A 13,919-nucleotide genomic window follows, 5' to 3' on the forward strand; every position below is an offset into this window, starting at 1 on the left:
GGCGTTCTCGGCTTACTTGGACGCGGGCGTGGTGCCAGCCGGCGCCCCCGCGCCCAGCGTCTTGTCGCGGGTGGCGGGAATGACTTCGGCGCCGCCCAGGATTTCCACCTTGGCGCCAGAGCGCAGGCGGTCGGTGCCTTCGGTGACGACGCGGTCACCCGGCTTCAAGCCTTCGTTCACGGCGACCATGCCGCTGTTGATGGCGCCCAGCTTCACCTGGCGCACCGCGATCGTGTTGTCGTCCTGCACCATGAAGACGAACGCGCCGGCCGAACCCTGCTGGACCGCCGCCGTCGGAATGGCGGTCACGTCCTTGCGGGTCAGGACGTGCAGGCGCACGTTGACGAACTGGTTGGGGAAAAGCGCATCGTCGGCGTTGTCGAAGCGGGCCTTGAGCTTGAGCGTGCCGGTGGTCACGTCGATCTGGTTGTCCAGCGTTTCGAGCGTGCCGGTCGCGATGCGGCGGGTGTCGGCGCGGTCGTAGGCGTCGACCGTCAACGTCTTGCCGGCGGCCAGTTCCGCGCGCACTTCGGGCAACTGCGTCTCAGGCAGGGTGAAGACGACGGAAATCGGCTGAGTCTGGGTGATGACGACCAGACCGTTGGTGTCCGCGCTGGACACGAGATTGCCGCGGTCCACCTGGCGCAGACCCAGACGGCCGCTGATCGGCGCGGTGATGCGCGCGTAATCGAGTTGCAGCTTGGCGTTGTCGACATTGGCCTGATCGCTCTTGACCGTGCCTTCGTACTGGCGCACCAGCGCGGCCTGCGTGTCGACCTGTTGGCGGGCAATGGAATCCTGCTTGAAGAGGGCCTGGTAGCGCTGCAGGTCGCGGCGGGCGTTTTCCAGCTGGGCCAGGTTCTGCATCTGCGTGCCGCGCGCCTGGTCCAAGGCCACCTGGAACGCACGCGGGTCCACCTGCGCGAGCAGGTCGCCTGCCTTGACCTGCTGCCCTTCCTGGAAGGCGACGTCGACGAGTTCGCCGCTGACGCGGCTTCGAACGGTGACGGTGTTGTAGGCGGTGACGGTGCCCAGCGAGCGCAGGAAGATGTCGATGTCCTGCTGGGCGGCGGTGGCGATCCGCACCGGCACCGGCAGGTTGGCCATGGCCGCCATGGGAGGCCGGCCGCCGGTCCGTCCGCCCGGACCGCCCTGCTTGGCCGAAGGCCGCAGCACCAGCCACGCAATCGCCGCCACAACGAGGAGCAGCAAGACCAAGCCGACCACGCGGCGACGGCTCCAGCGGGAGGGTGGGGATACAGGACGGCTATCGGACATGGAAACGGTTCCGGCACACTCGGAAGGAAAGCCGTATTGTCTACTAGACCGTCCCGATTTCGGCCCTGATGACCGTCATGCTGAAACTACCCGCAACAGGAATCCGGGCAGCGAAACCCTGCGTAACTTCAGCCTAAGAGCTACAGAGGGTCATCTGGAATGACACATCACGGGCCACCTGCTGGGGTTTGAACTCCCCGTCCTGGGTGGAAAAACGTATCCAGATCATGTACTTATTGGCGCTGATCTCGGGGAAGACGCCGTGGGTGGGGTCCACCCAGACGCGCAGCAGTTGGAACTGCTTGCCGCCCAGCATCTGCTGATAGGCGCCCTGCTCGGCCACGATGTCGGTTTTGCGTCCGGACTCGCGCAACAGGCGCAGCGCCAGGGTCAGGCCATCGTAAAGGGGAACGAAGGGGGACACCCACGCCTGCAGGTCCGCGCAGCGCGCGGCTTCGGGCTTGTTCTGCCAGGCATAGTACGAAGGCATGTCGACCTGCGTGGCGCTGCCGGGCACCGACAGGCGTCCGCGCAGGCTGGTCAGCCATTCGTTCTCGCGCAGCGACTGGCCGGTCTTGCCAGGGGCAGCCAGGGCACTGGCCACCTTTTCCATTTCGCGCAGCATGCCTTCCAGCGCGTCCTGCGCCACGCCGGGATGATCGCGCAGCCCGACCAGCGCCAAGCGCTGGCGTTCGAGGTCTTGCAGGACCGCGCCTTTCACGTCGGTGCGTTCGCACGCGTCGAGCAGATCGAAAAGGGAGGTGACGGCAACCTGATGCTGGCGTGAGTCACCCTCGCGAGCAAAGAAGAAGAGCCTGTCGAACAGGTATTCCAGCCGCAGATAAGCACGGATGCGCTCGTTGAAGGGATATTCGTAAACGATCACGCTTTTTAACAGGCCCTATCAAGTGGTTGGCCGGCGGGCCAAGAATTTTCAGGGGTGCCGGCAGCCGCTGGCTTACCGGCCCGTGGTGGTCGCCAGCGCCAGCCAGCGGTCATGCAGGGTCAACGCCCGCGCGCGCAACTGTTCCGGTGTTGTCGTTGCGTCGTTGAGTATGACGTCGTCCGCGACCTCCAACCGGCGTGCCCGCGCAGCCTGTGCCGCCATGATACGCCTGATGTCCTGCTCCGTCAGCCCGCTGCGCTGCTGCACGCGAGCGACCTGCGTTTCGGGATCGCAATCGACCACGCAGATACGATCCACGCGGTCACGCCAACGGTCCAGGGACTCAACCAATAGCGGCACCACAAAGACCAGATACGATCCGCGCGCGGCCGCCGCCTGCCGCTGCGTTTCGCGGCCGATGGCCGGGTGCAGCACGGCCTCCAGCCGCCGCCGCACCTGCGGATTGGCGAACGCCTGCGTGCGCATCCACGAGCGGTCCAGCGCGCCGTCGGGCGTCAGCGCCTGCGGTCCGAATTCGTGTTCGATCGCGGGCATGGCAGCGCCGCCGGCGGCGGTGAGCGATCGCGCGATCTCGTCGGTGTCGACCAACGCCGCGCCCCATTCCGCCAGCATGTCCGCCACGCGGGACTTGCCCGAGCCGATGCCGCCCGTCAGACCAATGTTGAACATACTGCCTTTCCTTTGTCTCTTGCTTAGTGCCGTTGCATGGCCGTCGATGCCGGCGGCCCTCGGCTAGCCGATCGTCCTGACCGGCCGTCCCTAATTCATGAACTGCCACATGCCTTGTTCGCCGCCCAGCAGCAGCATGACCAGGCCGGCCAGCGCCAGATACGGCCCGAAGGGCAAGGGCTGGCCGCGGCTGGCGCGGCCGGTGAGCGTCAGCGTTCCGCCGATCAGCACGCCCACCAGCGACGCACTGAGCAGCAACATCGGCAAGGCCTCGACACCAAACCACGCGCCCAGCGCGGCCAGCAGCTTGAAGTCGCCTTGCCCCATGCCTTCGCGCCCGGTCAACAGGCGGAACACATGAAAGATAACCCACAGGAAAAGATACCCGGCTGCCGCGCCGACCACCGCCGTCTGCACACTGGTGAACGCATCAAACAGGTTCACCAGCAGGCCCGCCCACACCAGCGGCTGCGTCAGAACGTCGGGCAGCAACGTCGTTTCGAAGTCGATCCATGCCAGCGCCACCAGCATGGCCGACAAGCCCATGGCCGCCAACGCGATCGGCGTTGCGCCAAAGCGCAGCGCGCAGGCGGCGAACAGCGCGCAGGTCAGGAGTTCAATGACGGGATAGCGCCAGCCGATGGGCGCGTGGCACGCCGCGCACCGGCCGCGCAGCAGCAGCCAGCCGAGCACGGGAATCCGGGCCATTCTTTCGATGGGCGCCTCGCAGGCCGGGCATTGCGAGGCGGGCGACAGCAGGCCATAGTGTCCGGCGGGCCGCGGCTTGCCGGCGGCGTCCAGGCACTGCGCCTGCCATTCGCGCTCCATCATGCGCGGCAGCCGATGGGTCAGCACCGTCAGCCAGTTGCCCACGAACAGGCCCGCCAGCGCCGCCACGCCGATGAAGACGCCAAAGGGTAGATCAAAGACGTGCCACATCGGCGTCATCGCCCCTTGCGGTCCGGACGCGCCTGCCCATCCGACAAACCGGCGATGGCGCAAGGAATGAGGAGCCGCGCGCGGCCGTGTCGTAATTTGTGCATAAAGTGCCGGGATGCCCGGGAACGGCTAAGGGGAACGTATCGAATCTTCGCATAAGTGCGTAAAATCGGAGACAGACTCAATTCACGGATAAGCTGCCATGGCCGCGCGCGTAGAAATCGTTTCCCGCTCCCGCAAACTCAGCGTCATGGGGCTGCTGCTAGCGGGCACCGTGATCGCCGCAACCGGCTGCGCCAAGCAGAAAGCTGAAGGCTATTACGACCTGCCGGCCGAAAGCACCGTGACCGACGCCCAGTACCAAGGTTCCGGCGCCGGCTACCGCACCGTCATCCGCGCCCCGTCGCAAGTGCAGATCGAGCTCAAGCCCGACGCGCGCCGTCAACAGAACCAGAATCAGCAGGCGGTTGCTGCCGGCCAGACCACCGAAGACGGCCAGTCCGTGCCCGAAGGCGCAGAAAGCGGTGCCGGTGGCTCCGGCGGCGCCGGCGGCTCGGCGCCCGCCCCCGTGGCCCCCGCCCCTGCGGCCAACGGCATCACCCATAGCCTCGTTCCGCAGCCGCAAACCTACATGGGCACGCTGCCGTGTTTTTCGCCCGCCATGCAGTGCACGGCCCAGCGCGTGACGCTGACGCTGGCACCCAATGGCCGCTGGCGCGGCCGCACCGCCTACCTCGACAACGATCCCAAGAAGGGCCCGCCCGTTTCCGAGCAAGGCTGCTGGGACGCCACCGAAGAACGCCCGCCGCGCGTCATCCTGATGGACGGCCAAGGCAATGTCCGCGTGGAATTCGTGGTCGCGGCCAACAACGTGCTGCGCGTGCGCTCCATTGGCGGCCAGACGCCCAACCTGAACTACAACCTGACCCGCCAGCCGGATCTGGACCCGATCGACGAACTGGCCAGCGCCGCAGCGCCCAAGTGCCCTTGATCGAAGGGATGTCCGCCCACGGCGCGTGAGCGCCGCAGGGCGAACACCGCCGCACCCCACCCGGGCCTGACGAACACCTTGTTCGTCAGGCCCGAATTCTTTGGCCGGCAGCCATTGGGCCCGGTGAAAGGGCACGCGCGGCGGAATACGGCGGCCCCCACGGCTGCACGCTATGGCGGAGGGTTTTGGATGCGAAGCACGGCTTGCCTTAAGTGTGCGCACAAGACCGCCGGCACCAAATCGCCATCAGGGAGGAACATCGGGTTTTGCCGGGCAGTCGCCGTATTCGCTGGCGGGCTCGTGCAATGCCTGGGCTGGCGCGCCAGGGCGGACGAAAGGCGGCATAGTGCGGGACGGCCAGTGCGCGCCCGGAACGGGCGATGCGCCGGACTGCCCGTGAGCACACAGCCGGCAGGCAAGTTGCATGGCGTTGCGGGCGCCGAGTTTGGCGAAGATGCGGGCGCGGTGGGCTTCGACCGTGCGCAGGGAAATGCCCAGGTCGATGGCGATGACCTTATTGGCGCGCCCAGCCGCCACGTAGCCAACAATCTGGCGTTCGCGGGCGGTCAGGGCTGAAAGGGCGGCGTCGAGTTCGGGGTGAGGAAAGGGCATGGAAGCTCGTTTGCAATGTAGGATTGCAAACAGTCTGCCCCGCCGGCCGGGCCGCCGTAAGCTGGCAATTCTGCTAGGGGCTGATGAAAACGCCTCGCCTCAATCGCCCCAATCAAGCGCCTGTACCAGGCGCCTTGCACCGAGCGCCCAGCATCGCGCGCCCGGATGTGTCACCGCCCCGCCGCTTCAGGCCGTGTAGACCAATTCCAGATTGTCGATCAGTCGCGTGGCGCCCAGCTTGGCCGCGGCCAGCACGACGACGGGTTCGCCCGCCTGCAAGTCGGCGGCCTCGGGGCGCTTCAAATCGCGCTGGCGGCGCAGGGCCACGTAGTCGACCTTCCAGCCGCGCTGCGTCAGCCGCTGGGCCGCGTCGTTCTCCAACGCAGCAGCATCGCGCTCGCCCTGGGCCAGGCGGCGGCCGATCTCCTGAAGCTCGGCGTACAACGCCGGCGCCTCGGCGCGCTCGCCGTCAGTCAGGTAGCGGTTGCGCGACGACAGCGCCAGGCCGTCGTCCGCGCGCACGGTTTCGTGCGCCAGCACCTCGACGGGCAACTGGAACTGGCGGCACATGTTGCGCACCACCATGAGCTGTTGGTAGTCCTTCTTCCCGAACACCGCCACGCGCGGCTGCACGCAGGAAAACAGTTTCAGCACGACGGTGCTGACACCGGCAAAAAACCCGGGACGGAACTCGCCTTCCAGGATGTCGCCCAGGTCATCGGGCGGCTGGATGCGGAAATTCTGCGGCTCGGGATACATCTCGCGCTCGTTCGGCGCGAACAGCACGTAGACGTCGCGTGCCGCTTCAAGCTTTTCGATGTCGGCGGCCAGGGTGCGCGGATACTGGTCGAAGTCCTCGTTCGGACCGAACTGCAGGCGGTTCACGAAGATGCTGGCCACGACGGGATCGCCGTGCTGGCGCGCCAGCTTCATCAGCGACAGGTGGCCTTCATGCAGGTTGCCCATGGTGGGCACGAACGACACGCGGTTCTGTCCGCGCAGGTGATCGCGCAATTCCTGGATGGTGTGTACGACTTTCAAGGGAATCTCCGGGGTGGGCAGGAGCCCGGTCAGGATCAGGCCGCGACGGCTGCCACGCTGGTGTACGCCAGGCGGACGTAGATGGGCGCATAGGGCTCGGCCTGCGTGATTTCCAGCAGCGATTCGCGCGCCAGTTCGAGCATGGCGATGAAATGCACGACCACGACCGCGGCGGGTGCGCCCTCGCGGACGCGCTCCATGAAGAGGTCGCCGAATTCCATGAAACGCACGTCGTTCAGGCGGCGCAGGATGTGCGTCATGTGATCGCGCACGGACAGCTGCTCGCGCGTGATGTGGTGATGCTGGTTGAGCTTGGCCCGCTTCATGATGTCGGCCCAGGCCGCGCGCAGGTCGTCCACGCTGACGTCGGGCAGCGCGCGCTCGACGCTGAGGTCGGCCACGGCCTGGCTGCTGACGAAATCGCGCCCCAGTTGCGGCATCTTGTCGAGCTTCTGGGCGGCCAGCTTCATCTGCTCGTACTCGAGCAGGCGGCGGACCAGTTCGGCGCGGGGATCTTCGGGCTCTTCGCCGGTGTCGGTCTTCTTGACCGGCAGCAGCATGCGCGACTTGATCTCGATGAGCATGGCCGCCATCAGGAGGTATTCGGCGGCCAGTTCGAGATTGGTGATGCGGATCTGGTCCACATACGACAGATACTGCCGCGTGACATCCGCCATGGGGATGTCCAGAACGTTGAAGTTCTGCTTGCGGATCAGGTAAAGCAACAGGTCCAGCGGCCCTTCGAAGGCTTCGAGAAAAACCTCCAGCGCATCGGGCGGGATGTACAGATCCGTCGGCATCTGGAACAGCGGCTCGCCGTACAGACGCGCAAACGCCACGCTATCGATGGTGTCGGGCGTGCTGTCGACGGACGGTTCCACTAGCTTGGCCAGGGCATCGCCTGGCACCGAGGGGTTCTGAACCATGTTTGCCGAGAACGGTATCAGTCGGCCTGATACACGTACGGCCTTTGCGCCACGCGTGCCGCGCGGAAGCCTTCGAGCAGCTCTTGATCCTGCGGTTTGTCCCAGAGGCGGGCGCGTCCCTCGCGCTGGCGCTCTTCGGTGCCAGGGTGGGATTTCTTGAAGTCCTTGAGGAACTGGGTGATCTCGGATTCGTAGTTGGTCGCCATGACGCCAATTTCATTAGGTTGCAGATGTCTCGAGTTTACTTCACGGCGGCCATATCCCCGGCGTTACAATCGTCAGGCTTCCACCGCAGCCCGCCCGACATGTCCGCAGAATCCGCCGCCGCAGCCAATCCCGCTCCACCGTCAACCCCGGATGCGGTGCGCGCGGCGCGCATGATCCCCTTCATCGTCGGCTGCGCGCTGTTCATGCAAATGTTGGACGCGACGGTCGTGGCGACCGCCCTGCCCGCCATGGCACGGGCCCTGGGATCCACCCCGGTGCGGCTCAATGTGGCCATCACCTCGTACCTGTTGGCCGTCGCCGTCTTCGTGCCCATCAGCGGCTGGGCGGCGGACCGCTACGGCGCCCGGCGCGTATTCATTACCGCGATCGGCCTGTTCACCCTCAGTTCCGTCGCCTGCGCCATCTCGCAGGACCTCCCCCAACTCGTATTGGCCCGGATCGTCCAGGGCATGGCCGGCGCGATGATGGTGCCGGTGGGCCGCATCATCCTCCTGCGCACCGTCCCCAAGCAGGATCTGCTCAAGGCCATGTCCTTCCTGTCGATCCCGGCACTGCTGGGACCGGTGATCGGACCGCCGCTGGGCGGTTTCATGGTCACGTACATGTCGTGGCACTGGATCTTCCTGATCAACATCCCGATCGGGTTCCTGGGCATCTTCCTGGTGCTGCGGTACGTCACCGAAATCCGCGAAACCGGCACGCCGCGGCTCGACTGGATCGGCTTTCTGCTGAGCGCCGGCTGCCTGGCCACGCTGGTCACCGGCTTCGAGGCCATCGGCCGCGACGTGATGCCGCTGCCCATGCTGCTCGGCCTCATCGCCGTGGGCATCGTGTGCGGACTGCTGTACTGGGTGCACGCCCGGCGCACCGAACATCCCATCATCGATCTGTCCCTGATGCGGATTCCCACTTTCGCCATCTCCACGCTGGGCGGCAACCTGTGCCGCTTCGCGGTCGGCGCCACGCCGTTCCTGCTGGCCATGCTGCTGCAGGTGGGCTTTGGCCTTTCGCCGTTCTCGGCCGGCCTCATCACTTTCGCCAGCGCCGCCGGCGCGCTGCTGATGAAGTTCGTGGCCACGCCCATCGTGCAACGCTTCGGCTTTCGCCGCGTGCTGACCCTGAACGCGCTACTGACGGGCGGTTTCATCATCGTCTGCGGCGCCTTCAACCCGGCCACGCCCGTATGGCTGATGATCGCCATCCTGCTGGTGGGCGGCTTCTTCCGGTCGTTGCAGTTCACGGGGGTAAATACGCTAACCTATGCCGACATCCCGCCCGCCAAGATGAGCCGCGCCAGCAGCTTTTCGGCCATGGCCCAGCAACTGGGCATCACGCTGGGCGTCGGGGTGGCCGCGGTCACGTTGAACATCAGCATATCGCTGCGCGGCGCCGAAACGCTGGCCATCAGCGACGTGGTTGCCGGCTTCATCGTCATCGGCCTGCTGTGCATGGCATCGACTTTCTCCTTTAGACGCCTCGACCCGCTGGCCGGGGCACACCTGAACGGCGCGAAAAACAGTGACGACGAATGAATTTGTCCTAGCCCTGGACCAGGGCACGACCAGCTCCCGGGCCATCGTGTTCGACCGCGACGGCGTGGTCCGCGGCGTGGGCCAACGTGAATTCCGCCAGCACTATCCCCGTCCGGGCTGGGTCGAGCACGACGCCAACGAGATCTGGCACAGCCAGCTCGACGTCGCCCGCGAAGCCTTGCGCAACGCGGGCGCGGCTGCCGCTGACATCGCCGCCATCGGCATCACGAACCAGCGCGAGACCACGCTCATCTGGGAACGCTCGACCGGCCGCCCGCTGGCCCGCGCCATCGTCTGGCAGGACCGCCGCACAGCCCCGATGTGCGACCAGCTCCGCCAGGACGGCCACGGCGACTTCCTGCAGGCGCGCACGGGCCTGGTCGTCGACGCCTACTTTTCCGGCACCAAACTGGCCTGGCTGCTGGACCACGTGCCCGGCGCCCGCCGCCTGGCCGAACGCGGCGAACTGGCCTTCGGCACCATCGACACCTGGCTGATCTGGCAACTGACGGGCGGCGCGGTACACAGCACCGACCCCAGCAATGCCTCGCGCACGATGCTGTTCGACCTGCACACGCAGGACTGGAACGACGACATCCTGGCGCTGCTCAACATCCCGCGCAGCGTCTTGCCGCAGATCGCGCCCAGCAGCGCCATCGTCGGCGAGTCCCTGCCGGAATGGCTGGGCGGCTCCGTGCCCATCGCGGGCGTGGCGGGTGACCAGCAGGCCGCGACCTTCGGTCAGGCCTGCTTCACGCCGGGCATGGCCAAGAACACCTACGGCACCGGCTGCTTCATGCTGATGAACGTGGGCGACAAGCCCGTGGAATCGCGCAACAACCTGCTGTCCACGGTCGGCTGGGGACTGCCTCAAGCGGGGCAGGACAAATGGAAGCCGGCGTACATGCTGGAAGGCGGCGTCTTCGTGGCCGGCGCTGCGGTTCAATGGCTGCGCGACGGGTTGGGCATCATCCAGCGCTCCGAAGAAATCGAATCCCTGGCCGCCAGCGTCTCGGACACCGACGACGTTTTCATGGTCCCGGCGTTTGCTGGTCTTGGCGCGCCCCATTGGGACCCTTATGCCCGTGGCACCCTGGTCGGCCTGACCCGCGGCACCACCCGCGCCCACATCGCCCGCGCCACGCTGGAATCCATTGCCCTGCAGAGCGCTGAACTGCTGACGTGCATGAATGCGGACAGCGGCATCGCGTTGACGGAATTGCGCGTTGACGGCGGCGCTGCACGCAACGATTTGCTGATGCAGATGCAGGCTGACATTCTGGGCGTTCCGGTCGTGCGTCCGCGCGTTCCGGAGTCCACAGCGTTGGGCGCGGCAGGCTTGGCTGGTTTGGCCGTTGGTTTCTGGTCGAGCCAGGATGAATTCGCATCGAAGTGGCAAGCTGAACGCACGTTCACGCCCTCCTGGCCCCAATCCGTGCGAGATGCGCGGATGAAGCGGTGGCGGCAGGCTGTGGAGTTGTCTAAGGGCTGGTCGGCTGGGGCGGCTAATTAAGGCATTGGTTGTTGGTTTGGCGTTGGTGTCAGACCCCCAGATAGACGGCCTTGTGCTGCACCAGGCCTTCACCCGTGTCCTCATCGGTCACCGAGTTGGCTAACTCGGGCGACACGTCGACGCCGTATTGCCCGTCCAAACCCCTGCGATAGTAGACGTGTAGCTCCAGCGGCACATCGTCGGCACTTTGACTTCGGCGCCGACCAAAAGCGAGTTACGGTCCCGTACGCGATTCGACGTCCATATCATCCGGCCAATGCACTTTCGGTGCCAGTCGCAGCCCAGGATCAAATGCCGGGATGTGATTGTTCCAATCACGCGGTAGGTTCGGATACTTTGGCAACGACCCGGGTCCCTGGTTCATGAACGCGCGCGCCATGGCCCACATATGTTCGCCATCTGCATTGCTCCCGGCCAATTGGAAGCGGTCAATAACGTGATTGGAGCCTTGCGCAACCACTGCAATGTCGACGCCCCAAGCAAAAATCGGGACGCCGCTCGGGCTTGGGCTCATTCGGCTCCAGGCTTCGGCGCGCAGATCTTCCCAGTTAAAAATGACGGGGCATACGCCCGTACCTTTGCCGCTTACTAGGTTGCCCTTGTGAAATCGATAAACGTAGACCTTGCGACGCTTGCGATTAAAGCGGATCGGCTCATCGCGAGGGGGGGCAGCACCAGAGCGGAACATTCCTATACCGGCAAACATTGTCCCAATTGACAAGGCCGTCGTTAGCATGAACAGAAACGGGTGGCTCGAAAATGCGGCGCCGCCAAGATCGAAGAAAAATATCTTTACGATAAATACTGTTATTAGGAACATCAAAAAAGCAAAAATGAATATGACTGTGCGATTCAAATTCCGGGAACCGCTAAGTTCCAGATAGATATCGTCCGCGAAGTTTGGGCAGCGGCCTGATAGAGGTAGTGGCGCACCAGGCAATGTATTCGGCAGAGGCAGGTCGGCTCGCCACCCCTTTGTTGGATTATCCAAACGTGCATTTTTTTTCATCATTACTTTGCTTCTATACACTTCACTTTGGCAATCATCTCGGGATCGATAACATTGGGGAGGTACTCGACGCTGATGGCTGCCACATCAATATCGTGCCCTACCGAAAGTTCGATATTTCCCTCGATGACAAGGAAACTCGACTTACTCTCATCAGCGAGGGTCAGCAGTTTCTCTCTTACTGTCGGAATGGTGCTATCCGGGCGGTAATCCCACCGATTGCATGGAAGGATCACTTCTTCCTTTTTTGCACCATCGTGAGGGTAATTGCCCGACGCGAGCACTTCGTCCCCCCGATAGCGGTTGACTTGAAGTTTCCATGAGTACGCGGCCCTGGCCGAGTCGTATCGCGGAAGAACTATTTGATATTTCAAGCGCGGGATAACTGCGGGGCCAGCCTCCATGCCTCCCATGGCCGCAGCCAATCCTTCGTAATGCACTAAGCGGATCTCAGAATCAAAAATCACATGTGCATCGATTCCCAGAACAGCTGCATTCAATGCAGCAACCGCAGTACTGGCGTCGGTAAATTTTCCAGCATCGGATTTACCAAAATAGCTGCAGAAGGCCCACCGCTCCAATGGCGAAGATTCTGCTTCCTCTCCAATTCTCTCGGCTATATATGCGACCAAGCCGAAAAGAATTGCCCAACCGACGGGTCCAAGCACCCATGTCGAGCTTAGAATGGCTGTGGAGCTTGCGTAAATTGCGTACCCCGACGCAGCTGCGCTCGCTCCATAAAACGCGGCCGCTGTGTAATATCCAACCTCCGGTCGGCCTCCCAAATCGCGAGCATTTATTGCAGATTTGAATGACGCGATTGCATCGACGAAACCAGATACCGCACTCAGTAAAGCTCCAAATCGCGCCAGAGCTTTACCAGCATTCGCGATCCGGCTGATTGCACCGCTCCCGGTCGCAGGCGCGCGCAGGACCTTCCGCGCCTGTTCGGCACTGCCCTTCAACGCCAGTCCCACTACCTCAAAACTTCCCCCCAAAACTCCGATCGACGCCGAATACACCGCCAGCACGGCTTCCACGTGTTTAGCTCCAAAGGTGGCATCCACGGCTTCAACCGATTTACGCAAGCCCTGCGATAACAGGTACGTGGAGCCAACAGCAAGGAGCAGTTCAGCGCTTCCGACCGTGCCGCGGGCAATCGCGGCAGCACTGCGCGCGCCCCTCAATCCGGTCTGCGCGAGGTCGGCGGCCCGCGCCACGTTTAGCTGAAGACCGGCCAAGGCCTTGCGCGCCCCCGGCTCCAGCCTGCCGGCGAGCACCTTGAGTTCGCTTAGCGCTTCGCCAGCCCGGCTCGTAGCGTCTCCGATAACCTCCCCTGTTTGCTGGGTGGCATCCTTGACGACGTCGCCAAAGCGCTTTCGCAAGTCATTCGCGTTTCCTTCGACCCACAACACCACGTCAACCATCTGTTCCGCGAGTTTCGGATCGCTCAGGGCCAGGCTGAGGACACCAGCAGTCAGCACCGACCGCACCTGCTTGTGCGCCTTTCCGGTCGCTTTCTCAATGGCCGTCGCAAGCCTGTTTTGGTCTTCCCCAATCTGCTTGCACATCAATGTGTAAAACTCACCCACCTTCATCTGAACGGCGACCTGGGTCATGTATGTGCGCGAGTACAGCAAGAGCGATGCGCTGTTCACACGCGTGGCGACGTTGCGCACGCCGGCATCAACCTTCAGTTCCAGTCGGCTCACCGCACCGTTGTAAGCGGCCAGCACACTGGCGATCGCGTCCTGGAAGTTAGGCCAGATGAGTTTGTCGCCCAGGTCGCTACTGTTAATGATCTTGGTGACCGGGGCGTAGAGCTTCCCGAAGTCGTTCCAATCCAGTTCGCCCTGATTGCCGAACGTGGGCACCAGACTTTGCATCAGGCTTTTGTCGAGCGCCAGCAGGGTCTTGAAGACGATGCTCTGACCATCCTTGACCCAGGCTTCCCACGCGCGCGCCGACAGTCCGGTGACGGGTTGAATGTTGCCCTCGGAATCTGGTTTAGGCGTTGCTTCGGTGATGCCGCCGCTCAGGCACAGCTCCATCGTGCGGATGTAACCCAATACTGAGTACGCATTTTGCGCATCGTAGTCATACTGCTCCGCCGAGCGGAACGTCGGGTTGTTGAGGATCTGGTCTGCGTAGAGTTCGGCCAGCCTGTCCACTTGCGTCTGCAACCGCGCCTTGTGCGCTTCGAACGCTTTCTCCCAACTGGCGCGCGCCACTTCGTCGTATCGCTCATCGAGCCGCGCAAGCAGCTTCCCTGCC

The 13,919-nt window shown here is 63.9% G+C and carries 12 protein-coding genes and 1 pseudogene; 3 read left to right on the plus strand and 10 right to left on the minus strand.

Features of this window, described 5'->3' with window-relative positions:
* Window positions 1–12: 12 nt before the first annotated feature.
* From B3098_RS28630 to B3098_RS28645, 4 genes and pseudogenes are all read right to left on the minus strand, one after another.
* Entirely contained in the window at window positions 13–1,278 is a 1,266-nt protein-coding gene (locus B3098_RS28630; RefSeq protein WP_286900774.1) for an MdtA/MuxA family multidrug efflux RND transporter periplasmic adaptor subunit, read from the minus strand.
* A 133-nt stretch (window positions 1,279–1,411) separates the two neighbouring features.
* Window positions 1,412–2,164 carry a cell division protein ZapD gene (gene zapD, locus B3098_RS28635; RefSeq protein WP_286900776.1) on the minus strand — a complete coding sequence of 251 codons (753 nt, stop codon included), beginning with the start codon at window positions 2,162–2,164 and terminating at the stop codon, window positions 1,412–1,414.
* A 5-nt stretch (window positions 2,165–2,169) separates the two neighbouring features.
* Window positions 2,170–2,854, minus strand: a pseudogene (gene coaE / locus B3098_RS28640) (dephospho-CoA kinase).
* A gap of 90 nt (window positions 2,855–2,944) precedes the next feature.
* Window positions 2,945–3,793: a prepilin peptidase gene (locus B3098_RS28645; protein ID WP_279975134.1), complete on the minus strand. Its 849-nt coding sequence runs from the start codon at window positions 3,791–3,793 to the stop codon at window positions 2,945–2,947.
* A gap of 202 nt (window positions 3,794–3,995) precedes the next feature.
* On the opposite strand from B3098_RS28645, the gene B3098_RS28650 reads away from it, so the two are divergent.
* The gene (locus tag B3098_RS28650; RefSeq protein WP_175139033.1) at window positions 3,996–4,784 is read left to right on the plus strand and encodes a copper resistance protein NlpE N-terminal domain-containing protein; all 789 of its coding nucleotides are present in this window, start codon (window positions 3,996–3,998) and stop codon (window positions 4,782–4,784) included.
* Between the two features lie 246 nt (window positions 4,785–5,030).
* Here B3098_RS28650 and B3098_RS28655 read toward each other — a convergent pair whose 3' ends face one another.
* From B3098_RS28655 to B3098_RS28670, 4 genes are all read right to left on the minus strand, one after another.
* Window positions 5,031–5,396: a response regulator transcription factor gene (locus tag B3098_RS28655; protein ID WP_286900780.1), complete on the minus strand. Its 366-nt coding sequence runs from the start codon at window positions 5,394–5,396 to the stop codon at window positions 5,031–5,033.
* 186 nt (window positions 5,397–5,582) lie between these two features.
* On the minus strand, window positions 5,583–6,437 hold the full coding sequence (gene panC / locus B3098_RS28660; RefSeq protein WP_175125960.1) for a pantoate--beta-alanine ligase: 855 nt from the start codon (window positions 6,435–6,437) through the stop codon (window positions 5,583–5,585).
* 35 nt (window positions 6,438–6,472) lie between these two features.
* A complete protein-coding gene (locus B3098_RS28665; protein ID WP_063956906.1) occupies window positions 6,473–7,363 on the minus strand; it encodes a segregation and condensation protein A in 891 nt (296 codons plus the stop codon).
* A 17-nt stretch (window positions 7,364–7,380) separates the two neighbouring features.
* On the minus strand, window positions 7,381–7,569 hold the full coding sequence (locus B3098_RS28670) for a DUF3460 family protein (RefSeq protein WP_056564661.1): 189 nt from the start codon (window positions 7,567–7,569) through the stop codon (window positions 7,381–7,383).
* A gap of 99 nt (window positions 7,570–7,668) precedes the next feature.
* On the opposite strand from B3098_RS28670, the gene B3098_RS28675 reads away from it, so the two are divergent.
* Both B3098_RS28675 and glpK read left to right on the plus strand, forming a co-directional pair.
* A complete protein-coding gene (locus tag B3098_RS28675) occupies window positions 7,669–9,123 on the plus strand; it encodes a DHA2 family efflux MFS transporter permease subunit (RefSeq protein WP_286900784.1) in 1,455 nt (484 codons plus the stop codon).
* Entirely contained in the window at window positions 9,110–10,636 is a 1,527-nt protein-coding gene (gene glpK / locus B3098_RS28680) for a glycerol kinase GlpK (protein ID WP_286900785.1), read from the plus strand. The genes B3098_RS28675 and glpK overlap by 14 nt, the downstream gene beginning before the upstream one ends.
* 214 nt (window positions 10,637–10,850) lie before the next feature.
* On the opposite strand, the gene B3098_RS28685 is transcribed toward glpK, so the two are convergent.
* Together B3098_RS28685 and B3098_RS28690 are read right to left on the minus strand one after the other, a co-directional pair.
* Window positions 10,851–11,648: a DUF6708 domain-containing protein gene (locus tag B3098_RS28685; RefSeq protein WP_286900786.1), complete on the minus strand. Its 798-nt coding sequence runs from the start codon at window positions 11,646–11,648 to the stop codon at window positions 10,851–10,853.
* On the minus strand, window positions 11,648–13,919 hold a 2,272-nt coding region (locus B3098_RS28690; RefSeq protein ID WP_414631321.1), incomplete at its 5' end, for a hypothetical protein. The genes B3098_RS28685 and B3098_RS28690, both read right to left, overlap by 1 nt.

It is taken from the genome of Achromobacter sp. UBA2119, assembly GCF_002331005.1.
GTDB lineage: Bacteria > Pseudomonadota > Gammaproteobacteria > Burkholderiales > Burkholderiaceae_B > Achromobacter > Achromobacter animicus.

What these genes read in the sequence shown, in the direction of transcription:
- B3098_RS28655 (WP_286900780.1), bottom strand. Translation starts at nt 5,396, where the DNA reads ATGCCCTTTCCTCACCCCGAACTCGACGCCGCCCTTTCAGCCCTGACC.
- B3098_RS28685 (WP_286900786.1), bottom strand. Translation starts at nt 11,648, where the DNA reads ATGATGAAAAAAAATGCACGTTTGGATAATCCAACAAAGGGGTGGCGA.
- B3098_RS28675 (WP_286900784.1), top strand. Translation starts at nt 7,669, where the DNA reads ATGTCCGCAGAATCCGCCGCCGCAGCCAATCCCGCTCCACCGTCAACC.
- B3098_RS28670 (WP_056564661.1), bottom strand. Translation starts at nt 7,569, where the DNA reads ATGGCGACCAACTACGAATCCGAGATCACCCAGTTCCTCAAGGACTTC.
- B3098_RS28645 (WP_279975134.1), bottom strand. Translation starts at nt 3,793, where the DNA reads ATGTGGCACGTCTTTGATCTACCCTTTGGCGTCTTCATCGGCGTGGCG.
- B3098_RS28665 (WP_063956906.1), bottom strand. Translation starts at nt 7,363, where the DNA reads ATGGTTCAGAACCCCTCGGTGCCAGGCGATGCCCTGGCCAAGCTAGTG.
- B3098_RS28630 (WP_286900774.1), bottom strand. Translation starts at nt 1,278, where the DNA reads ATGTCCGATAGCCGTCCTGTATCCCCACCCTCCCGCTGGAGCCGTCGC.
- B3098_RS28650 (WP_175139033.1), top strand. Translation starts at nt 3,996, where the DNA reads ATGGCCGCGCGCGTAGAAATCGTTTCCCGCTCCCGCAAACTCAGCGTC.